This window comes from Caulobacter sp. SRI_014 (genome assembly GCF_057586315.1).
This window is the reverse complement of the sequence record NZ_JBYCZQ010000001.1, coordinates 834,929-857,630: the sequence shown is the minus strand read 5'-3', so window position 1 is coordinate 857,630 and position 22,702 is coordinate 834,929. Positions and strand designations below refer to the sequence as shown.

The following is a 22,702-nucleotide window of genomic DNA, read 5'->3' as shown; positions in this document are numbered from 1 at the left end:
CGACAGGGATTGTCAACCGGGCAGGCGGGGTTAGACAGGCCCCATGCACCGCCTGATCCTCATGCGCCACGGCAAGGCCGAACGCACCGCCCCCGGCGGCGACATCGCCCGGCGCCTGACCGACCGGGGCCGCAGCGACGCCGCCCTGATGGGCCGGGTGCTGGCCGAGCGAGACCTGATCCCCGACCTGGCCCTGGTCAGCGCCGCCGCCCGCACCCAGGAAACCTGGGCGGCGCTCCTGCCCTCCTTTCCCGCCGCGCGGTCGGAAGTGACACGGGACCTCTACCTGGCGCACGAGGGCGTGATCCTGGCGCACGTCGAGGACCGGGCCGACAGCGTCGGCGCCCTCATGGTCGTCGGCCACAACCCCGGCCTCCACATGCTGACCCTGCACCTGCTGCGCCAGGGCGGGGCCGGAGCCGCCATCCTCGCCCGCGCCGAAGCCAAGTTCGCGACCAGCAGCGTCGCCGCCTTCACCTTCGACGAGGCCGGCCGCCCCGCCTACGACGGCCTGTTCCACGCCAGCGACTTCGGCGGCGGGGGCGGCGAATGACGCGCATCTACAAGCTGGTCTCCCGCGCCGAATGGGACGCGGCCAAGGCGGCCGGCGCCTTCCAGGGCGCCGCCGTCGATCTGGCCGACGGCTACATCCACTTCTCCACCGGCGCTCAGGCGGTCGAGACGGCCCGCAAGTATTTCGCCGGCCTCAGCGACATCCTCATCGTCGGCTTCGAGGCCGAAGCCCTTGGCCCGAACCTGAAGTGGGAGCCGTCGCGCGGCGGCGACCTGTTCCCGCACCTGTATGAGCCGCTCGATCCCAGGCTGGCTGTCGAAGAGCGCGCCGCGCCCCTGGGGGATGACGGCCACATCCAGCTCGGCGCCCTCGTCTGATGTTCCACGACCTCGCCGCCCGCGCCCTCCACGTCCTCGATCCCGAGGACGCCCACGGCCTGACCATCGCCGGCCTTGAAGCGGGCCTCGGCCCCGTCGACCGCTCGCGGCCCGATCCGATCCTCAAGACCAGACTCGCCGGTCTGACCCTGCCCAGCCCCATCGGCCTGGCCGCCGGTTTCGACAAGAACGCCCAGGCCCCCGACGCCATGCTGGAGGCCGGCTTCGGCTTTACCGAATGCGGCACGGTCACCCCGCTGCCCCAGGCCGGCAACCCGCGTCCGCGCCTGTTCCGCCTGACCCCCGACAAGGCGGTGATCAACCGCATGGGCTTCAACAACGAGGGCCTGGAGGCCTTCGCCGCCCGCCTGGCCAGGCGGCCGCGCAAGGGCGTGGTCGGGGCCAACATCGGGGCCAACAAGGACGCCGCCGACCGCACCCAGGATTACGTCACAGGCCTGATCCGCCTGTGGGGCCTGGCCGACTATTTCACGGTCAACATCTCCTCGCCCAACACCCCCGGCCTGCGCGCCCTGCAGACGAAGGAAGCGCTGGACGACCTGCTCGGCCGCCTGGCCGAGGCCCGCAAGCCGCTCCCCGGCGAGGCCCCCGTCTTCCTGAAGGTCGCGCCTGATCTCGAGGACGACGAGATCGAGGCCATCGTGGCGACCACCGCCGCCCACGGCCTGGCCGGCATCATCGTCTCCAACACCACCATCGGCCGACCGGTCACCCTGATGAGCCGCACCGCCAGCGAGGCCGGCGGCCTGTCCGGCGCCCCGCTGATGGGCCCCTCGACCTTTATCCTCGGCCGCTTCCACGCCGCCAACGACAAGGGCCTGATCCTGATCGGGGCCGGCGGCATCGCCTCGGGCGCCGACGCCTATGCCAAGATCCGCGCCGGGGCCCAGGCGGTGCAACTCTACTCAGCCATGGTCTACGAAGGCCCCGGCCTGGTGGTCCGCATCAAGCGCGATCTGGCGGCTCGTCTGAGGGCGGACGGCTTCCGCTCGGTGGCCGAAGCCGTCGGCGCGCGATGAAATTCCCCCACCGCACGAACTTGCGCCGCGTTGCGCCCCTCATCCGCCTGACCTACACCTGACAGCCATGGCCGAGGCCGCGCCGCCGCCCGCGACGAAGACCGCTCCTCCGACTCGCCGATGGCTGTGGCCCGGCGGGCTGTCGGCGCGCCTGCTGGTGCTCACCAGCCTGTTCGTCACCCTGGCCGCCCTGTTCATCCTGCCCGCCGCCCTGGCCAGCTTCGAGGAGCAGTGGCTGCTCGACCGCGTCCGCTCGGCGGAACTGGCCAAGCTGGCCACCGATGTCGCCCCCGACGGCCAGATCACCCAGGACCTGTCGCGCCAGCTGCTCGACGGGGCCGGCGTCGTCTCGGTGGCCATCCAGACCGACGGCATGCGCCGCCTGGTGCTGGCCGCGCCGCGCACCCTGCCGACGCCCTATCTGGTCGACCTGCGCCAGCAGAACCCGCTCGGTTGGGCCAGCGCCCCGTTCCAGACCCTGTTTGGCGGCAAGGGCCGGATGATCCGCGTCGTCGCCGAGCCGCGCTACCTCAAGGACTCTGAGTTCATCGACATCGTCGTCCCCGACGACAGCCTGCGGGCCGAACTGATCAGCTACCTGTGGCAGGCGCTGTTCGTCACCGTCTTCGCGGCCATCGTCGTCGGCGGCCTGGTTTATCTGTCGCTCAACGCCTTCCTGGTGCAGCCTATGCAGCGGATCACCCGCTCCATCGAACGCTTCCGCGCCAATCCCGAAGACCCGGCCGCCCGCATCCAGCCCAGCGGCCGCCGCGACGAGATCGGTCGCGCCGAGTCGGAACTGGCCCTGATGCAGGAGGAGCTGGTCGCCGCCCTCAACAGCCGGGCCCGGCTGGCGGCGCTGGGTGAGGCGGTGGCCAAGATCAATCACGACCTGCGCAACATGCTGACCAGCGCCCAGATCGCCTCGGACCGGCTGGCGGCGATCGGCGATCCCAAGGTCGCCCAGGCCATGCCGCGCCTCGAACGGGCCCTCGACCGGGCCGTGACCCTGGCGACAAACGTGCTCGCCTACGGCCGCACCGGCGAGGCGGAGCCGGACCTCAAGTCCGTACCCCTGAAGACGGCGCTCGAAGCGGCGGCCGAGGACGCGGCGCTGGAAAAGGACGATGTCGCCCTGAAGATCGAGGCCCCGGCCCGGGCCACGGTGACGGCCGATCCCGACCAACTGCACCGCATCCTGATGAACCTGATGCGCAACGCCCGCCAGGCCATGGCGACCATGGCCCGTGACGAGCAGGGCCAGATCACCGTCTCGCTGGTCAAGGAGCCGGGCTTCAGCATCCTGCGCATCGCCGACAACGGCCCGGGCCTGCCCGAGCGCGCCCTGGCCCACCTGTTCCAGCCCTTTGCCGGTTCAGCCCGGCATGGCGGCACGGGCCTGGGCTTGGCCATCTCCCGCGAGCTGGCCCAGGCGCACGGCGGCGACCTGGCCATGGCGGCGACCGGGCCGACCGGCACGGTGTTCGAACTGCGCCTGCCGGAACCGGAGAAGCCGAAGAAGGCGAAGGCGGAGGGCTAGAGCCCCCAGCCGACGCGCGCCGCCTCGATGGCGTCCAGCTTGGCGTACAGCGGCGCCCAGTCGTCGGCCTCCGCGATCGGCGCCCAGAGCGCCTCAACCTCGTCGATCAGCATCTCGACCGGCTCAGGCGCCGCAAACATCGGATGGGTGAGACGCTCGGGCCGCTCGGCCTCGAACCCGGCCAGCAGGCGACGGAACTCCGTGAAGGCCTCGCCGCCATAGACACCCGCCCGCACACCGCCCATCGCCCGGCCTTCGTCGCCGCAGAACCAGTCGAAGAAGAAGGGCTCCCAGCGCAGGGCCTCGCCGCCTTCGGCCAGCGCCTTGAAGGCCGCGTTGACCAGATCGATGTCGGCCTCCGGACCCACGGATTTGACGCCAAGCCGGCCGATCATCGCCGCCATCAGGGCGTCGCGATAGGCCGGCGCAAAGCCGTTCAGGGCCGCGACCAGCGGATCGCTGTCGGTGACCTGAACCAGGCATCCGGCCAGCTGCTGCAGGTTCCAGAAGCCCGCCTCCGGCTGGCGGCCGAAGCTGTAGAGGCCGGTCTCGTCGAAATAGGCGGCGGTGAAGTTGGGATCATTGCGCGGCAGGAAACGCCAGGGGCCGTAATCGAAGCTCTCGCCGGTGACGACCATGTTGTCGGTGTTGAGCACCCCGTGCACGAAGCCGGCCGACATCCAGCGGGCGACCATCCGGGCCGTGCGCGCCACCGCCTCCTCGAGCAGGGCGACCGCGCGGTCGGGCGCGTCGGCGCGGTGCGGGAAGTAGGTTTCGACCGCGTGGTCGACGAGGACGCGCAGGTTGTCGGCGTTTTCGTGAAAGGCCTGGCGCTGGAAAGTCCCAAAGCGGATGTGGCTGTGCGACAGCCGGGTCAGAACGGCAGAGCGGGTCGGGCTGGGCTCATCGTTGCGCTGCAGGTCCTCGCCGGTCTCGATCAGGGAAAAGGCCCGGCTGGTCGGCACGCCGAGCGCCTCCAGCAGGCTGGCCGCGAGGATCTCCCGCACCCCGCCCTTCAGGGTCAGCCGCCCGTCGCCCCGCCGCGACCAGGGCGTCTGACCCGAGCCCTTGGTGGCCAGGTCGAGCAGCCGATCAGTCCCGGCCTCGCGCAGCTGGGCGAACAGGAAGCCGCGGCCGTCGCCGAGCTCGGGGTTGTAGGAGCGGAACTGGTGGCCGTGATAGCGCATGGCCAGCGGGCCCGGCTGGTTGTCCGGCAGGGCCTGGAAGCGGCCGAAGTGGGCGATCCATTCGTCCGTCGTCAGAGTGTCGAGCCCCACCGTGGCCGCCGCCCGGTCATGCCGCCAGCGGAGGGTCGTCTCGGGAAAGTCCGCCGGCCGGACCGGGTCGGAAAACTCCGGACCCAGAGTCATGAAGCGCGGATCGGGACGGTAGGTGGGCGAGACGGGCATCCCTTGCTGATGCGGCCGAAAGCCATCCGCCGCAAGGCCGGCCTTACGGCCAGCCGCCGCCGCCAGAGACGCCCGGCCCTCGGCTCGGCCACGGCGTGGTCGCCGTTCGGCGACATCGACGGCGCACTGCCGCCTAATGTGGCAGGCGCATGCGCGCGCGGCCCGGCGCCCAACAAAGCGGCGCTTTTGAACCCTGCGTCAGAATAACGCAGTTTTTTGACACCTCTGCTGTCACATCGCTGACACGAGATGGTCGTTTTCCGTTGTGTTACAAGGGATTAATCTTGCCTGAGCATGTTCAGCGACTCTAGGGCACAGGGGTCAAGTTGATAGGGCTTCCTCGGTCCCATCTTCCTCCCCAAAACCCGCGCGGCTGACACCCGCGTGCAAAAAACCTTGCCCAGGACATGACATGAAAATGCGTCATCTGCTGCGCGCGTCGGCTTCGGCCTTCGTGCTTTCCGCCCTGTTGTCGACCGCCGCCTTTGCTCAGGACGAGCCGCCGGCCGAAGACGACGTCAACACCGTCGACACCATCGTCGTCACCGTCAACAAGCGCGAACAGAACCTCCAGGACGTTCCCGCCACCGTCACCGCCCTGTCGGGCGAGCTGATGCAGGACGCCGGCGTCAAGGACATCAAGGATCTGCAGATCCTGACCCCCGGCCTGACCGTCACCTCGACCTCGAACGAAACCGTCACCACCGCCCGTATCCGCGGCGTCGGCACCGTCGGCGATAACCCCGGTCTGGAAAGCTCGGTCGGCATCGTCATCGACGGCGTCTACCGCCCGCGTAACGGCGTCTCGTTCGGCGATCTGGGCGAACTGGAACGCATCGAAGTCCTGAAGGGCCCGCAAGGCACCCTGTTCGGCAAGAACACCTCGGCCGGCGTCATCAACATCCTGACCGCCGAGCCCGAGTTCGAATTCGGCGGCAACGCCGAACTGACCTTCGGCGAATACGGCACCAAGGGCGGTTCGGCCTCGGTCACCGGCCCGATCTTCGGCGACAACGTCGCCGGCCGCATCTTCTTCGCCCGCCGCGAGCGTGACGGCTTCCTCGACGTCGAGACCGGCGACGGCCCGCGCACCAGCGACGAAGACGTCAACCAGGACTTCTGGACCGTCCGCGGCCAGATCCTGGCCACCCCGAACGACGACCTGAGCGTCCGTTTCATCGCCGACTACACCAAGCGCGATGAAATGTGCTGCCTGGCCACCCAGCTGCAGGTCGGTAACGCCGCCAACAGCCGCGCCAACCTGGTCAACCAGGTCCAGCCGGGCGGCATCAACAACAACACCAACGAGAACGTCTTCAGCCGTCAGGCCTACGGCAACCGGTCGACCAAGCAGTTCATCCAGGACAAGGGCTACTCGCTCGAAGTGAACTGGGACGTGCTGGACGGCATCGCCCTGACCTCGATCACCGCCGGCCGTAACTGGAAGGCCGAGACCGGCCAGGACAGCGACTTCACCGCCGCCGACCTGGTCTACCGTCCGGACGACGGCACCAACTTCGTCGAGTTCAGCCAGTTCAGCCAGGAATTCCGCGCCAACGGCGAAATGGGTCCGGTCAACTGGCTGGTCGGCACCTTCTACGCCAAGGAAGACCTCGATACCCGTTCGCGCCTGCAGTACGGCACGGACTACTACGCCTACTTCGCCCAGCGCGTGCTCGGCAACGTTCCGGCCCTCATCGGCCTGACCAGCGCCAACACCTTCCTGCCGGGCCAAGGCGCCGACGACCGCTACGCCCAGACCGACGAAACCTTCGCGATCTTCACGGACAACACCTGGTCGATCAACGACGCCCTCAAGCTGACCGTCGGCCTGCGCTACACCTGGTCGGACAAGTCGGTGACCACCGACTACACGACCACGGGCGCGACCTGCGACCAGGGTGAAGCGGCGTTCTCGGCCCTGGCGGCCAACCCGGGCCTCGGCGTCGCCGGCGCCACCTCGATCGTCGGCGGCCTGTGCCTCAACGCCCAGAACGACGACTTCGACGCGCTCGGCGTCTTCACCCAGGCGCAGTCGGAAGAAGAGCTGACCGGCACCATCAAGCTGGCCTACGACATCTCCGAAGACGTCATGGTCTACGGTTCGTACGCCCGTGGCTACAAGTCGGGCGGCTTCAACCTCGACCGGGTCAACATCGCCTGCCCGTTCGGCGGCCGCACCACCACCACCGCCGCCGGCCTGGCCTGCGTCAACAACACCAAGCCGATCGACTTCCAGCCCAACCCGGACACCAGCTTCGGCGGCGAGAAGGCCGACAGCCTGGAACTGGGCATCAAGACCAAGTGGTTCGGCAACAGCCTGATGCTGAACGCCACGGCCTTCTACCAGGAGTACACCGACTTCCAACTCAACACCTTCGTCGGCACGGCCTTCATCGTCGAGTCGATCCCCGAGCTGACCTCGATGGGCATCGACGCCGACTTCCTGTGGTTCACGCCGGTTGAAGGCCTGAGCTTCCAGGGCGGCGTGACCTGGGCCGAGACCGTCTTCGGCGACTTCGACTCGCTGGACCTGACCGACCCGTCGAAGATCAATGGCATCTTCCGCCTGCCCGGCGCGACCGCTCCGTTCGCGCCGCGCTGGTCCGCCTCGCTGGCCACCAGCTACGAGAAGGACATCGGTGAATCGCTGGTCTTCAAGGGCAACGTCTCGATGAAGTACACCAGCGACTACAACACCGGTTCGGACCTGCATCCGTCCAAGGAACAGGAAGCCTTCACCCTGGTGAACGCGCGCCTGGGCCTGGGCAGCCAGGACGGTCTGTGGACGGTCGAACTGTTCGCCAACAACCTGTTCGACAAGGACTACATCCAGGTGGCCTTCAACGGCCCCTTCCAGGTCGACACCAGCAACCCCTACAGCAAGGCCGCTGACGACAACATCTCGACCTACGACGCCTTCCTGGGCGCTCCGCGGGTCGTGGGCGTGACCCTGCGCAGCAAGTTCTAGTCCTCTAGACCTTGCGATGAGATCGGGCGGTCCGGGGTAACCCGGGCCGCCCTTTTTCTATGGGGGAAAGGCCGCATTCAGGGCGGCGATGGTGCGGTCGGTCTGCTGGCGCGCCGGGGCGGAGACGCCGGCCAGGTTGAGAAAGCCGTGGCCGGCCAGGGGTTCGTGGTGCTCGGTGATGTTCAGCCCCGGCGCTTCCCGCCGCAGTCGCTTGACCTCTTGGCGGGTCGGGTCGCGGCCGCCCGTGGCAATCAGCATCGGCGGGGCCCAGGGATCGGCGCGCAGCGGATCGAGGTCGACGGGATCGCCGGCATGGCCCTCGGGCAGGTACTGGCGCCGAATCCAGGCCTTGCTGGCCCTCAAGGGCGCCGGATCGTCCGGGCGGGGCATCAGGCTGAGCAGGGGATAGAACAGGGCCAGCCCGTCGACGGGCCGCCGGCCGGCTCTGGCCTGACGCTGGGCGGCGGCGACCGCCAGCAGGGCGCCGGCCGAGTCGCCGCCGAGATAGAGCCGGCGCGAGCGCGGGGCGTGGTCGAGGCCCTGGCCCATGGCGGCGACCGCCGCCTCGGCGTCGTCGTGCGCGGCGGGCCAGCGGGCCTCCGGCGCGCGCCGATAGTCGATCGCCAGGACATTCAGCCCCCAGCCCGCCCTCAGCCTCCGGCAAACCCCGTCGTGGGTGTCCAGCGAGCTGCTGACCAGGCCGCCGCCGTGAAAGTAGATCAGCAGCCGGTCGTCGTCGGCGGGATAGTAGCGGCTGGGTGTCATCTGCCCCGGACCAGGCACGAGCATGTCCAGCGGCGGCAGCCCGGGCAGCAGGCCCGGATCGGGCTTCGCCAGGAAGGGATCGAGCAGGCCCCGGATCAGGCCGACAAGCATGGAGTTCAGACCTCGACCGCGCCGCCAAAGCTGGCGGCGCCGAGGCCCAGCCAGGGCAGGGCCAGCGCCAGGGCCATCAGCAGTTCGAGGATCAGGGCCTGGCGCAGCATCGGGTCCTTCTGCTTGTCCATGACCAGCGAGGCGATCCGGCCGACCGCCGCACCCAGCCAGCCAAGCGCCACCGCCGCCGCCATCATCCGGCCGAGGCTGGGCGCATAGCCCAGGCCCATCGCCGCCCCGGCGTGGGCCAGGATCAACATGCCGCCGAAGGCCCGTTCCTCGGCCCGGCCGCGCGCTTTCACCGCCTTGGGCCGGGCGATGCGCTGGCCGCCCATCACCCCGCCGATGCAGCAGGCGAGGACGGAAATCATGATGGCGAGGTTGAGCGTGCCGAAAACGGTCATGCCCCGGACTTAGCGCGCGGTCCTAGCCGGGCCAAGTGTGGTGAACCGCTTCGACGTTGCGGCCCTCGGTATCGAGGATGAAGGCGCCGTAGTAGCCGGGGTGGTACTGCGGACGCAGACCCGGCGCGCCGTTGTCGGTCCCGCCGGCGGCCAGGCCGGCGGCGTGGAAGGCGTCGACCGCCGCCCGGTCCTGGGCCAGGAAACAGATATGGGCCGGGCCGGTGGGGCCGCCGCCATTGCCGATCCAGAAGCTCGGCTTGCCGGCCTGGATGTCGCGCCGGTCCGAGGTATTGCCATAGCCGCAGTGGCTGGAGCCGCCGGTCTGCTCGGGTCCAACCTGCATCACCACCGCGATGCCCAAAGGCGCCAGGACGGCGTCATAGAAGGCCCTGGCCGCGGCAAAATCGGTGACGGTGATGCCCAGGTGGTCGATCATTTGGCGCTCCTTCGCGTGGAACGCGAAGATTAAGCCTGTTTCGGCGGCGCTTGCCAAAACATCGGTGGATGAGTCGTCGCAGGCTGCTGAATCGATTCGACTCTTTCGTCGTCTCGCTGTCATGTGCCGTCCTTAAGGGGTTGTTAAGTTCTGGCATTTGCGTGGGGGCGTACCGTTACATGACGATTGCGATCGCGCCGCCCGCCTGCGCCGGCCCTGACCTGCCCTTCTTCCATACCCAGAACCGCATCGGCTCGAAGCCGGCGGCGTGCCGTGGAGCGTCCCAATGACCCTGATCTTCACCGAGACCTTCGACGGTTACGCCGGCACGGGCCTGGCCCCGGCGGCCACCCAGACCACCCAGTCGACGGGCACGCTGAACTCCAACGTCTGGCTGATCACCGGCATGAGCGACGCCCAGCCGGGCTTCGGGGGCACGATCGGCACGAGCGACTACGGCCGTGGCGTCTTGCCGGCGGCCACCAACACCACAACGGGCGGGACCTGGGCCGCACCGGTCGGCGCCGGTCGAGGACTGGCTTTCCAGCCGTCGGGAACGGACTGGACCGAGGGCGCGAACTCCTACGTCACCCTGCGCCTCGCCAACACCTCCGGGGCTTCCTGGACTGACATTACCGTCGACTTCAACTGGATCTACCGGAACAACGATTCCCGTTCCGACACTCTGAACTTCTCCTGGTCGACCGACGGGACGAACTTCACCACCATCTCAGCCCTGCAGCTGGTGACCCCCACCACGGCCGACAGCACCTCCTTCACCAGCGTCACCAACAGCGCCGTCGCCCTGACCGGCGGTTCGGTCGCCAACGGCGGTTTCCTCTACCTGCGCTGGGCCCACACCGCTTCGAGCGGCAGCGGCGGCCGTGACGAAGTCGGCATCGACAATGTTTCGGTCAACGTCGCCGACACCGGCGCTTCCTCTGTCAGCATCAATGATGTCAGCATTACCGAAGGCGACAACGGGACCAGCCTGCTGACCTTCACGGTCACCCGCACCAGCAATGAGGGCGCCTTCACCATTGATTGGGCGACGGCCCCGGACACAGCGACGTCCCCCTCCGACTTCGGCGTCGCCACCGACACCCTGACGTTCACCCAGGGCGGCGCCCTGACCCAGACGGTCAGCATCACCATCAACGGCGATCTCGACATCGAGAACACCGAGCAGTTCTTCGTCAACCTGTCTAACGTCGTGAACACCGTCGGCGTGGCCACGGTCACCGACGCCCAGGGTATCGGCACGATCACCAACGACGACTTCCCGCCGACCGTCTCGATCGGCGACGTCAGCGTCCTGGAAGGCGACGCCGGCACGACGACGATGACCTTCACGGTCACCCGCACCGACGAGAACACCGAGTTCACCCTCGACTTCAATACGGTTGTCGGCGGCTCGGCCACGGACGGCGATGACTATCAGGCCGTCAGCGGCGGCACGGTCACCTTCACCAACGGCGGCCCGCTGACCCAGACGGTCACCGTCACCGTCAACGGCGACCTGACCATCGAAGGGGACGAGACGGTCAACGTTGAGATCAGCAACATCAACAACACCGTCGGGGCGACCACCATCGCCGACGGCGCGGCGGTCGGCACGATCCTCAACGACGACACCCTGAAGATCTACGAGATCCAGGGCGCCGGCCACACCTCGAGCTACAACGGCCAGCAGGTCACCACCATCGGCGTCGTCACCGCCATCGACAAGGACGGCAACGGCTACTGGATCCAGGACCCCAACGGCGACGGAAACCGCAACACCTCGGACGGCATCTACGTCTTTACCAGCACGCCGGTCGGACCCGAGATCGTCGTCGGCAACCTGATCCGCGTCTCGGCCACGGTCAGCGAATTCCTGCCCGGCGGCGCCGCTAATCTGGCCCTGACCGAACTGGTCACGGTCACCAGCACCGTCGTCCTGGCCACCGGCCAGGCCCTGCCGACCGCCATTATCATCGGCGACACCGCCAACGGCGCCGACTACACCCCTCCGACCGTCCAGCTGGGCTCGACGACCAATGCCTTCGACCCGACCGTCGACGGCATCGACTTCTGGGAAAGCCTGGAAGGCATGCGGGTCACCCTGCAGGACTTCCGCACCACCACGCCGTTCAAGTCCCAGTTCGGCGAGGTGGTCGGGACCATGGACGTCGGCGACAACGCCAGCGCCAACAGCCGTGGTGGTCTGACGATCAGCGACGAGAGCCCCAACGGCACCCTGCCGGCCGACAAGATCTTCGACTTCAACCCCGAGCGTATCCAGCTTGATGACGAGGCGCTGGGCGGCTCCATCGGCGCCATCACCAGCGTCGGCCAGACCGTGGTCGGCGACGACGTCACCGGCATCGTCAGCTACGGCCAGGGCTTCTACGACGTCAACGTCACCCAGGCGGTGACCTTCGACGCCTCGACCCTGGTCAAGGAAACCACGACCATCGAGGCCAACCTCGACCGTCTGACCATCGCCACCTTCAACGTCCGCAACCTGGCCCCGCTGACCTTCAATGGCGGCGACGGGGTGACCACTCAGACCACCCTGAACAACCTGTCGGACGCCATCCAGTTCAACCTCAAGCTCCCCGACATCATCGGCCTTCAGGAGCTGCAGGACTTCAACGGCACCAGCTCCACGGGAGGGTCGGACGCGACCCTGACCCTGACCCAGCTGATCGACACCATCTTCACGAGGACCGGCGTCCAGTATCACGGCATCCTGTCCGATCCCTACGACGACCAGGAAGGCGGCGTCGGCGGCGGCAACATCCAGGTGGCCTTCCTGTACCGCGCCGATGCGGTGACGCCCTCGGCCGGTAACGGCCTGGTCGCCACCTCCAACCCGATGATCATGAAGCTGCCGACCGAGGACCGCATCGGCGATCCCCGCATCACCGACGGCGAATTCGACAACACCCGCGCCTCGGTGCCGATCGAGTTCCTGCCGGCCGGCTACACCGAGACGCAAGGCGGCAGCTTCTGGGTGATCAACAACCACTTCTCGTCCAAGGGCGGGTCGGCGGTGCTGGTCGGCTCCAACCTCGACAACGAGTACTACGGCGAGCCGCTGAACTCCGACGCGGTCAAGCGCGAAGCCCAGGCCATGGCGGTCAAGGTCTTCATCGACGGCATCCTGGCCGACGGCAATCCGCTGAACGACAAGATCATCGCGCTGGGAGACTTCAACGACTTCCAGATTTTCCCGGTCATCGAGCTGATCACCGGCGAGATCGAGCGGCTGGCGGCCGGTACGGCCAGCACCCCCAGCACCTTCGTCACCGGCGAGCAGGTGCTGAAGGCGCTCATCGAACTGCTGCCGCCGGAAGAGCGCTACAGCTACAGCTTCGACGGCAACGCCCAGGCCCTGGACAACGTCATCGCCAGCCTCGACCTGCTGGTCGGCGCCCAGTACGACATCATCCACATCAACAGCGAATTCGCCACCCAGCTGTCGGACCACGACCCGGGCCTGGCCTCGCTGCTGTTCGTGCGCTCGGCGGCCATCGCCACGGAAGGCAATGACGTCTTCACCGCCGCCAGCTACCTGGCGGTTTTCGGGGCGACGCGCGGCAGCCTGACCGGTGACGACACCGTTCTGGCCTTGGGCGGCGACGACACCATCGAGGGCAGCCTCGGCAGCGACGTCCTGAACGGCGGCGGCGGCTTCGACACCGTCGACTACACCGGCTCCAACGCCGCGGTGACCGTCAACCTGACGCTCAGCACCAACAGCCCCTCGGGCGGCTGGGCGGCCGGCGACACCCTGATCTCGATCGAGAACGTCATCGGTTCGATCTACAACGACTTCCTGACCGGCAGCGCGACGCTGAACATCCTCAACGGCGGCCTCGGCGCCGACACCATGGCCGGCGGCGCCAACAACGACACCTACTATGTCGATGACATCGGCGATGTGGTGACCGAGCTGGCCGGCCAGGGCACGGACACGGTGATCAGCTCGATCACACACACCCTGCTGACCAACTTCGAGAACCTGACTCTCGACGGCTCCGGCGACATCGACGGCACGGGTAACACCGTCAACAACAGGCTGATCGGCAACGACGGGGCCAACACTCTCAGCGGTCTGGCCGGCGCCGACAACATCTCCGGCGGCGGCGGCGTCGACAATCTGCTGGGCGGCGAGGGCAATGATATTCTCGACGGCGGCGCCGGCGACGACACGATGGAGGGCGGCAACGGCACGGACACCTACTGGGCGGACAGCGCCGGCGACATCATCGTCGAGACCTCCACCGGCGGGTTCGACACGGTCCGCTCAACGGCGGCCAGCTACACGCTCAGCGCCTGGATCGAGAACCTCAACCTGGTCGCCGCCATGGCCCAGGACGGCACGGGCAACGCCCAGGCCAACACCATCAACGGCAACAATTTCGTCAACTACCTGATCGGCGGGGCCGGCAACGACGTCCTCAACGGCATGCTCGGAGACGACACGCTGGAAGGTGGCGACGACAACGACAAGCTCTATGGCGGGGCCGGCGCGGATGACCTGGTCGGCGGCGCCGGGGCCGACACGCTGGACGGCGGCGCCAATGCCGACGACATGGCCGGCGGCGCGGGCAATGACATCTACTACGTCGACAACGCCGGCGACACGGTCACCGAACTGACGGGAGAGGGGATCGCGGACAAGCTCTTCCTCAGCGCCGCCAGCTTCGCCCTGAGCGCCGATGCCGAAGTCGAGACCATTCAGGTCGACTATGTTTCCGGCGCCACCGTCACCGGCTCCAGCAGCGCCAACAAGATCTACGGCAACGCCGGCGCCGACACCTTTAACGGCCTGGGCGGCAATGACTTCCTGCAGGGCGGCCTTGGCGCCGACACGCTGAACGGCGGTGACGGCAACGACATCATGGATGGCGGAGCCGGCGACGACACCATGGCCGGCGGCCTCGGCGTCGACACCTATTATGTCGACAGCTTTACCGACAGCGTCACTGAACTGGCCGACGAAGGCATCGATACCGTCCGCACCACGCTGGACGGCTATGTGCTGGGCGACAACCTCGAGAACCTGATCCTCGCGGGCGTCGGCAACCAGGACGGCACGGGCAACGCGCTCAACAACACCCTGACCGGCACCGACGATAGCAACAGCCTCGACGGCAGCGACGGCAACGACCGCCTGGTCGGCAATGGCGGGGCCGACGACCTCTACGGCGGCGCCGGCCTCGACACCCTGCTGGGCGGCGACGGCGACGACCTGCTGTTTGGTGGTTCGGGCAACGACAAGCTGACCGGGGGCTCGGGCCGTGACTACTTCGTGGCGGGCGGTCAGTTCACGATCGGCGCGTCCGGCGTGGCCATCGAGACCGACAGCATCCTCGATCTGGAGGCGGGCGAGGTCATCGGCCTGGCCACCAGCGAGCTGCACTTCCAGTCGGTGTTCAACGGCACGGCGGGCCAGGCCAAGCTGGTCTACTCGGCAGGCACCAACAGCACGCTGTTCCAGCTGGACATCAATGGCGACAACCGCGTCGACTACCAGCTGCGCATCAACGGCGACCAGACGGCCAACATCAACATCGCCAACGATGATAACGATGTGAACGGCGGCTGGTACCTGTTCGGCGCCGCCCCGTAGGGATCAGGTCCTCAGAAGCTCCAGGAGTGAGCTGCCCCTCAGGGTGGCGAACACCTGGGCCGAGGCCTGCAGGGCCGTCTGGGCCTGCTCCAGGCGGCTGATGGCCTCGGCCATGTCGACCTCGGCGATGTCGCTGATCTCGCCCTTCAGCAGGGTGGCGCGGTCGTCGTGCTGCGCCAGGCTGTTCTCGACCCGTACCTGGTTGGCGCCGTTCAGCGCGGCGCTGTCGGTCAGCGCCTTGTTGGCGGCGTCGAACTTGGGAAGCATGCCCTCGATAAAGGTCTTCTGGGCCGTGGTCAGGGGCGAGGTGAAGGCGCCGTTGGCCTCGACATAGGCCTGGACCTCCTTGAAGGCCTCGAACAGGTCGGTCCCCTCGTCGCTGGCCAGGAAGCCGCTCTGGATGGTGATGTTGTCGTCCAGCCGGCTGACCGGTTTCAGCTGATCATTGAGGAACAGGTCGTCGACGGCGGCGGCGGCGGTCAGATCGCTCAAGCGGCTGGCGTTCACCGGCCGGGTGTTCACCTGGGCGCCGGCGAACAGGTAACGGCCGCCCTGCTGGGTATTCAAGGACTCGGCGGCGGTCAGGAAATGGCCCTGCAACTCGCCCATGATGGCGTCGCCGCGATCGGACGCCAGCGCCTCGGCCAGCGTCGTGCGGGCGGCGTCGGCGGAGTCGGCGGTCTCGCGCAGGGCCAGGTCCTGGGCCTCCAGGCGCGATGTGATCAGCTTGCCCTGTTCGAGATAGCCTTCGACCCGGGCCTTGACCGAGTTGGCGGCGATCAGCTGTTCGACCTTCGGGGCGAAGGCGCGCAGGCTGTCGCCGGCCCGGCCGCTGGACACCTGACCCTGGGCCGTTTCCTGGCTGTTGGTCGCCCGCATCAGGTCGCGCAGGACGACGGAGTAGCTGTGGCTGGTGGAGACGCGGCTCATGATCAGTTCACCATGGCGAGGAGGGTGTCGTAGAGGTCTTTGCTGGCCTGGACGATCCGGGCCGAGGCGTTGAAGGCCTGCTGGTAGGTGGTCATGTTGATCAGCTCCTCATCGAGGTTGACCCCTTCGACCGAGGCCCGGCGGGCGGAAGCTTCTTCCGAGACCGCCTGGGCGCTTTCCTGCCGCGAGGCGGCCGCATCGGCCCGGCGGCCGATTGAGCCGGCCAGTTCGGCGCCATAGCGGGTGACGCTCATAGAGACGCCGCTGAGGGTGCCGACCGCATCGAAGCGGCTGTTGACCCCGCCCGACTGGGCCAGCAGCAGGGCGCCGCGGCCATCGCCGGCCGACAGCACCGGATAGCCGCTCGCCGCTTGGTTCAGGTCCAGGGTGGCCAGGGCCAGCTTGGAGGAGTTGGCGGCGATGTCCTTGCGCAGGGAATAGCGCTCGGCCCGGCCGCCGCGCTGGGTCTCCCCGACGCCGAACAGTTCGGTGATCGAGGGGCCGCCGGCGCCGCGTTCTGTGTTGTCGCTGACCACGGTCATGCCGTAGCCGGCCGCGCCGGGCGTGAAGCTCATCTGACCGTTGGCGTCGAGGCCGAACTGGCCATAGATGCCGACGCCCGTCGTGCTGTCGTTCAGGCTGTTCAGCAGGTCCTGCATCGTCCCGCCGGCCGGCACGGCGACGGTGACGTCGCGGATGCGGGCCCCGTCGGCGGCGGCGATGCGCAGGGTGATTTCGTCGCCGGGGGTGAAGCCGTGGGCGTCGGTGGTCCGCAGGCCGGTCTCGTAGTTGGCGAAGCCGGTCGAGGTGACCAGGTCGTTGAGCCCGAAGAAGTGGGAGAAGGTCTTTCCGGTCTTGGCCGACGGTGTTGTCGCGTCCTCGGCGAAGGCCAGGCCGTTGGTCCCCGTGGCGCTGAGGCTCAGGGCGCCGTTGCTGAAGCTGGCCGTGCCGAACGCGCCCATGGCGGTGTTCAGGCTGGTCAGGAAGTTGGCCGGGGTGAAGGCGCTGGCCGCCCCGCCGTCGACGCTGATGGTGCCGGCGGTGAAGTCGATGTCGATCTGGCGCTGCAGGGTTCCGGTCGCCGACACGATGGCCAGCGAGGTCTCGCCGGTGAAGCCGCCGAGCGCGGTTGGCAGGTCCAGGCCCGTGTTGCGGCCGGTCATGGTGGTCGGCGGCGGCATGCTGGCGGCAGCGTTGTGGGCCCGGTTCAGTTCATCCACCGCGCGCGAGACGAACTCGCCCAACTCGGCGCTGATGTTGGGCAGGTCGGTGTCGCGCAGCTGCAGCAGGCCGGCAATCTCACCACCCGTGAGGCGCGCGCGCATGGAGGTCGGCCCGGCGGCGCCGGCCATGGTGACATTGATCTCGCCCGCCGCACCCGGGGTGCGCACGAAGTTGAGCGTGGCCGCCCCGCCCTGTCCGGCCAGGGCCAGACCGTCCGAGGCCCGGACCACGACCCCGCCCTGGGCCCGGGTCTGGACATTGATGTCGATCAGCGAGCTCAGCTCGTTGATGCGCTGGATCTGCAGGTTCTCCGATCCGGTGGCGTCGCCGTTGATCACCGTGCTGCGGGTAATGTCGGCGTTGAGGCCGTCGATCTCGGCCAGCAGCTGGTTGACCCGTTCGACCTTGGCCTGGATGCGGCTGTCGACCTCGTCCTGCAGGCTCTTGATCTGGGTCGAGATGCGACCGCTTTCGGTGAGGAAGTCGGTGATCTGGTTGACGGCCGTGCCCCGGCGCACCGTGGAGTTGGGATCGTCGACGGCAGCGGAGAAGGCGGCGTAGATGTTGTCCAGCCGGGTGAAGAAGCTGGACCCGGTCGAGGGATCGCCGAACTCGGCCTGGGTGCGGTCCAGCAGGTCGGCGATGACGCCCGACGAACCGGCGCTGGCCGCGGCCTTGAGGGCGGCGCTCTGCAGGAACTTGTCGCTGGCCAGGACCACCTTGGCGACGTCGACCCCGACCCCCAGGCCGGCGCTGATCAGCGGTTGCTGGTTGACCAGCTTGCGGACGTAGCCGGCGGTGTTGACGTTGGCGATGTTGTCCGAGACGGCCCGCAGGCCGGTCTGGGCCGCCATCAGGCCGGTGGTGGCCGAGGACATGATGCTGTTGAGGGACATGGCCCTTCGCAACTCCTGCCGGGCAAGACCTGACGCAAACCGGCGGTTTCTGCCGGGCGGGACCGGGCCCGCGCGTATAGGGTCTGAACCAAGCACTTGATTTTGTTGGGCTTCTTTCTGAAGCGCCGCGGATGCTCGAAAGGGGTTGCGCAAGGACGGCGCCAACTGCCCCGCAGCGTCCGCACCCGGTCCATTTCGACCGGGCGAGCCCGGCAAGATTCGCCACAACGACAATCGGGGCTGTTTTGGCGGCCCAAGCAATAAGCGAGCAAATTCAGAGGCTTGAGCATGCCAAACACAGTTGGCCCGGCGGTTGCTTGGGGAGGGCCGAATGAGCCGGGCGCAGCAGGCGCCGCCAAACCTCCTCTGACCCGCAAGGTTCGCCGCAGCGTCATGACCGCGCCCGCCGCCATCGTCGCCTCCTTCGTCCAGCCGGCCGCCAGGCTGGCCATGGGCGATGCCGTGGGCGGCGCCATGGGCGGCTTCGAGGCGATGCTGGCCATGCTGACCCAGTCCCTGGAGGGCGGGGCCGAAGGTCAGGCGACGCAGACGGCTCCCCAGACCGGCACCGACACCGAGACCCCGGCCGAGACCGGCGACCTTGCGGCCCTGCTGGGGAACCTTGGCCAGACCGCCTGGCTGGCCCACACGATGAGCCGGACCACCCCCGAAGCCGAAGACACCGCCACGCCGGTGACCTGCGACGCCCCGCAGACCAAGGCCCCGCTGGTCGATGCGGCGACCCGCCCGGACCTGACCGAGTTGACCCCGGCGACCACGACCGACCAGGCCGAAACGCCGGCGAGCCCGACCGCCCTCGAGACCCTGCTGAGCGGCCAGGCGTCGGAGCCGGTCGACCCGGCCCTGCTTGAGCGCCTCACGACCGCGCCGCGTCCCACCCAACACTCGTGGAACTGGGCGCCTGCCGCCCCGACCCCGGCCGCGCCGGTCGCCGAGGCTGTCGCCACTGTTCAGGCCGCCGTGCTGCCGACCCCCGAAAGCCAGACCCAGGTCGCCGCCGAGACTGTCGCCGCCCCGGCCGTCATCGCCCCGCCGGTTGAAGCCAAGGCCCAGCCCGCGCCGCGCAGGGCCGCGACCACTGACAGCAAGGTGAGCAAGGTCGAGACCGCCAACGCCGCGCCCGCGCCGGTCAAGGTCGCGCAGGCCGGCGACGAAGTGGACGCCCTGGCCGACGACCTCGCCCCGGTCGAGGTCGCCGCCCACGAGGCCGAGACCCCCGACGCCCCGGCCCACACCCTCGACACCGCCGTCCAGACCCTGACCGCCCGGCTGGAAACTCTCGCCGCCGGGGCCAGCGCCTTCGCCGCCCAGGTGCGCGGCGCGCCGGAGACGGTGGCCAAGCTGGCGGCCGGCATCCTCGACAAGCTCGACGGCAAGACGACGAAGTTCGACCTGCAGCTCGACCCGTACGGCCTGGGCGCCGTCGATGTCAGCGTCGAGATCGGCTCGGACGGCAAGCTGACCGCCCAACTCGGCTTCGACAGCCAGCTTGGCCTCAGCGAACTGCGCGGTCGGGCCCAGGAACTGCGCACGGCGCTCGAACAGGCCGGCTTCAGCCTGGCCGACAACGCCCTGTCCTTCGATTTCACCGGCGAGCGGCGCCAGCAACAGACCGCTGACGAGCAGCCGAACCGCAACGCCGGCGCCGCCTTCGCCCGCGCCATGGGCGCGCTCGACGAAGACCTGGCCGCCGCCCCCACCCGCTACCAGGCCCGTCGGGGCCTGGACCTGCTGATCTAGGACGCCTCCCATGGTTGACGCCGTTTCCTCTGGCACGAGTGTTCTCGACAAGATCAGCGACAGCCGCGGGCGGCTGGCCGACAGCACCGAGACCTTCCTCAGCCTGCTGACCACCCAGCTGAAGAACCAGGATCCGCTGTCGCCGATGGATTCGAGCCAGTTCACCCAGCAGATCGTCCAGATGACCGGCGTCGAGCAGCAGCTGCTGACCAACGACCTGCTGGCCGCCCTGGTCGGCATGAGCGACGGCGGCCTGGCCGATTCCGTCAACCTGATCGGCAAGTCGGTGACCGCCACCACCGGCGCCTCCTACCTGCAGGACGGCAAGGCGACCTGGACCTACAACCTGCCGCGCGCGGCGGGCAGCGTTCAGCTCGACGTGCTCGACACCAAGGGCAACGTGGTCGCCAGCAAGGTGCTGACCGCCACCGCCGCCGGCAACCAGACCTTCGAGTGGGACGGCAAGAACAACCTCGGGACCCAGCTCGCCGATGGCGACTACGGCCTGCGGATCACGCCGACCGACACCTCGGGCACCAAGTTCTCCGCCATCCAGACTCTGACCGGCGTGGCCACGGCCGTGCAGTCGGTGGACGGCACCAACATCGTCACGATCGGCAAGACCAAGGTGCCGATCAGCGCCGTCACCGCCGTGGCCAACACGATCTGACGACGTCTCTCCCATACCGGGAGCCCGAATGGCTCCGACGCGGAACCTCCGCAATCGCAAGAAGCGCCAAGTGAAACCCATTCCGCTTAGGCAAGGATAAGAAACCAATGAGCATCAACAGCGCCATGCTCGCCGGGGTGTCTGGTCTGGTCGCGAACTCGTCGGCTCTGGCCGCGATCTCCGACAACATCGCGAACGTCAACACGGTCGGCTACAAGCGCAGCCAGGCCAACTTCGGGACCCTGGTCTCTGGCAACAACCGCACCGCCTCCTACGCGGCCGGCGGCGTCCAGGCCCACACCCGCGCCTATGTGACCCAACAGGGCCTGCCGCAGTCGACGTCCAACTCCACGGACCTGGCGATCAGCGGCGCCGGCTTCTTCATCGTCACCGAAAAGCCCGAGGACCTGCAGTCGAGCGACGCCCGCAGCTTCACCCGCGCCGGCTCCTTCCAGCTGGACAACCTCGGCTACCTGAAGAACGAGGCCGGCCTCTACCTGCAGGGCTGGCTGGTCGACGACCAGGGCGTCATCACCACCGACCCGTCGGACCTGTCGCGCCTCAGCTCGATCAACGTTTCGAACGTCGGCGGCGCTGCCGAACCGACCACCCGGGTGGCGGTCAGCGCCAACCTGAAGTCCAGCCAGGCGGTTTCGGCCGAGCTGGCGAGCTACAACGCCGCCACCAACTCGATGGCGATGTACGATCCGGAACTGGGCGTCGGGATCAAGCCGGACTTCTCGATCCAGGTTCCGGCCTCGGACTCCAAGGGCGGCAAACGCACCCTGCAGATCGACCTTCTGAAGAGCACCGTGCCCAACCAGTGGATTGCGGAAATCCGCGCGGTCCCGGCCGGCGACGTCGTCACCGGCGCCGGCCTGACCAACGGCCAGCTGAAGACCGGCATCGTCGCCTTCACCCCGGACGGCCGTCTGGACACCACCAACACCACCATCCTCGACATGGACAACCCGGTCATCACCTTCGGCGCCTCCAGCGATGCCGCGCCGGGCGCCGGGGAGGCCAACTGGGCTGCGGGCCTCGGCATCGACGACCAGGAAATCCGCATCGACCTCGCCGGCGGCGCCGGCGGCCTGACCCAGTACGACAGCCAGTCGATCGTCCAGGCCGTCAACACCAACGGCACGGCCTTCGGCAACCTGACCAATGTCGAGATCGACGAGGACGGCTTTGTCACCGCCATCTTCGACAACGGCATCAGCCGCCAGATCGCCCAGGTGGCCATCGCCACCTTCGCCAACCCGGACGGGCTGCGCAGCTCCAACGGCAACAGCTACCGCGTCACCCTGGACAGCGGCACCTACAGCCTGAAGGCCGCCGGCACCGGCGGGGCCGGGGCCATCGCGCCCTCGACCCTGGAAGCCTCGACCGTCGATCTCTCGAGCGAGTTCACCGGCCTGATCATCACCCAGCGGGCCTATTCGGCCAGCTCGAAGATCATTTCGACGGCCGATCAGATGCTGGAAGAGCTTCTGAGCATCAAGAGATAATTAACCAAGAGGTGAACGTCGGTTAACGCCGATGTCCCACAATAAAACAACGCGTTAAGACGGGGGCAATCCGTGGTTACTTGCATCTTTACTAGACCGATTCACGGCATGTTATCGCGTGGTCGCTATGGTCTCCCTCAACAGTGATGTCCAAGAGAGGCGTAGAACCATGCTTCAGCAGCAGCAGCAGCGGGTCAACAGCAAGGGTGAGAAGTACGTGATCGGTCCGACCGGCGCGCCCCTGACGCTGTCCGACCTGCCGCCGGCCAACACCGAGCGGTGGGTGATCCGCCGCAAGGCTGAGGTTGTGGCGGCCGTTCGTGGTGGGCTTCTCACCCTCGACGATGCCTGTGACCGTTACCGGCTGACCAACGAGGAGTTCCTCAACTGGCAGCAGTCGATCGACCGGCACGGCCTGGCGGGCCTGCGCACCACCCGCCTGCAGCAGTATCGCTGAGCCGCTCCGCCCCCCCCTTAAGGCTCAGCGAATAGAGCGCGGCCGCGGTTCCGAAGGGAGCCG

16 protein-coding genes are annotated in these 22,702 nt (G+C 68.1%); 10 read left to right on the top strand and 6 right to left on the bottom strand.

What is annotated here, in order from left to right; all coding sequences use genetic code 11:
- Positions 1–43 precede the first annotated feature (43 nt).
- The 4 genes from AC2YG9_RS04460 to AC2YG9_RS04445 all read left to right on the top strand — a co-directional run bounded on the left by AC2YG9_RS04460 (position 44) and on the right by AC2YG9_RS04445 (position 3,471).
- A complete protein-coding gene (locus AC2YG9_RS04460; protein ID WP_487296714.1) occupies positions 44–553 on the top strand; it encodes a SixA phosphatase family protein in 510 nt (169 codons plus the stop codon).
- Positions 550–891: a DUF952 domain-containing protein gene (locus AC2YG9_RS04455; RefSeq protein WP_487296713.1), complete on the top strand. Its 342-nt coding sequence runs from the start codon at positions 550–552 to the stop codon at positions 889–891. Before AC2YG9_RS04460 ends, AC2YG9_RS04455 begins: the two co-directional genes overlap by 4 nt.
- A complete protein-coding gene (locus tag AC2YG9_RS04450) occupies positions 888–1,931 on the top strand; it encodes a quinone-dependent dihydroorotate dehydrogenase (RefSeq protein ID WP_487296918.1) in 1,044 nt (347 codons plus the stop codon). The genes AC2YG9_RS04455 and AC2YG9_RS04450 overlap by 4 nt, the downstream gene beginning before the upstream one ends.
- Before the next feature lie 67 nt (positions 1,932–1,998).
- Positions 1,999–3,471 carry a sensor histidine kinase gene (locus AC2YG9_RS04445; protein WP_487296712.1) on the top strand — a complete coding sequence of 491 codons (1,473 nt, stop codon included), beginning with the start codon at positions 1,999–2,001 and terminating at the stop codon, positions 3,469–3,471.
- Here AC2YG9_RS04445 and AC2YG9_RS04440 read toward each other — a convergent pair.
- Complete coding sequence (locus tag AC2YG9_RS04440; protein WP_487296711.1) at positions 3,468–4,880, bottom strand: protein adenylyltransferase SelO; 1,413 nt, start codon at positions 4,878–4,880, stop codon at positions 3,468–3,470. The two genes, AC2YG9_RS04445 and AC2YG9_RS04440, sit on opposite strands and share 4 nt — an antisense overlap.
- A gap of 412 nt (positions 4,881–5,292) precedes the next feature.
- Here AC2YG9_RS04440 and AC2YG9_RS04435 point away from each other — a divergent pair, with 412 nt between their 5' ends.
- A complete protein-coding gene (locus tag AC2YG9_RS04435) occupies positions 5,293–7,851 on the top strand; it encodes a TonB-dependent receptor (protein ID WP_487296710.1) in 2,559 nt (852 codons plus the stop codon).
- Positions 7,852–7,908: 57 nt separating this feature from the next.
- Here AC2YG9_RS04435 and AC2YG9_RS04430 read toward each other — a convergent pair whose 3' ends face one another.
- The 3 genes from AC2YG9_RS04430 to AC2YG9_RS04420 are packed head-to-tail and all read right to left on the bottom strand — an operon-like array spanning position 7,909 to position 9,567.
- Positions 7,909–8,727 carry an alpha/beta hydrolase gene (locus AC2YG9_RS04430; protein ID WP_487296709.1) on the bottom strand — a complete coding sequence of 273 codons (819 nt, stop codon included), beginning with the start codon at positions 8,725–8,727 and terminating at the stop codon, positions 7,909–7,911.
- A gap of 5 nt (positions 8,728–8,732) precedes the next feature.
- Positions 8,733–9,131, bottom strand: coding sequence for a DUF4345 family protein (locus AC2YG9_RS04425; protein ID WP_487296708.1), 399 nt, complete (start codon positions 9,129–9,131; stop codon positions 8,733–8,735).
- 22 nt (positions 9,132–9,153) lie between these two features.
- Positions 9,154–9,567: a VOC family protein gene (locus AC2YG9_RS04420; RefSeq protein ID WP_487296707.1), complete on the bottom strand. Its 414-nt coding sequence runs from the start codon at positions 9,565–9,567 to the stop codon at positions 9,154–9,156.
- Positions 9,568–9,853: 286 nt separating this feature from the next.
- Here AC2YG9_RS04420 and AC2YG9_RS04415 point away from each other — a divergent pair, with 286 nt between their 5' ends.
- The gene (locus AC2YG9_RS04415) at positions 9,854–15,190 is read left to right on the top strand and encodes a Calx-beta domain-containing protein (RefSeq protein ID WP_487296706.1); all 5,337 of its coding nucleotides are present in this window, start codon (positions 9,854–9,856) and stop codon (positions 15,188–15,190) included.
- 3 nt (positions 15,191–15,193) lie between these two features.
- Here AC2YG9_RS04415 and AC2YG9_RS04410 read toward each other — a convergent pair whose 3' ends face one another.
- Positions 15,194–16,120 (bottom strand): flagellin, encoded by a 927-nt coding sequence (locus AC2YG9_RS04410; RefSeq protein WP_487296705.1) that lies wholly within the window; start codon positions 16,118–16,120, stop codon positions 15,194–15,196.
- A 2-nt stretch (positions 16,121–16,122) separates the two neighbouring features.
- Positions 16,123–18,240, bottom strand: coding sequence for a flagellar hook-associated protein FlgK (gene flgK, locus AC2YG9_RS04405; RefSeq protein WP_487296704.1), 2,118 nt, complete (start codon positions 18,238–18,240; stop codon positions 16,123–16,125).
- A gap of 393 nt (positions 18,241–18,633) precedes the next feature.
- Between flgK and AC2YG9_RS04400 the strand changes: the two genes are divergently transcribed.
- The 4 genes from AC2YG9_RS04400 (at position 18,634) to sciP (ending at position 22,639) form a co-directional block, all read left to right on the top strand.
- The gene (locus tag AC2YG9_RS04400) at positions 18,634–20,001 is read left to right on the top strand and encodes a flagellar hook-length control protein FliK (protein WP_487296703.1); all 1,368 of its coding nucleotides are present in this window, start codon (positions 18,634–18,636) and stop codon (positions 19,999–20,001) included.
- 10 nt (positions 20,002–20,011) lie between these two features.
- On the top strand, positions 20,012–20,671 hold the full coding sequence (locus tag AC2YG9_RS04395; RefSeq protein ID WP_487296702.1) for a flagellar hook assembly protein FlgD: 660 nt from the start codon (positions 20,012–20,014) through the stop codon (positions 20,669–20,671).
- Between the two features lie 107 nt (positions 20,672–20,778).
- On the top strand, positions 20,779–22,182 hold the full coding sequence (locus AC2YG9_RS04390; RefSeq protein ID WP_487296701.1) for a flagellar hook-basal body complex protein: 1,404 nt from the start codon (positions 20,779–20,781) through the stop codon (positions 22,180–22,182).
- A gap of 169 nt (positions 22,183–22,351) precedes the next feature.
- Positions 22,352–22,639 carry a CtrA inhibitor SciP gene (gene sciP / locus AC2YG9_RS04385; RefSeq protein WP_487296700.1) on the top strand — a complete coding sequence of 96 codons (288 nt, stop codon included), beginning with the start codon at positions 22,352–22,354 and terminating at the stop codon, positions 22,637–22,639.
- Positions 22,640–22,702 lie beyond the last annotated feature (63 nt).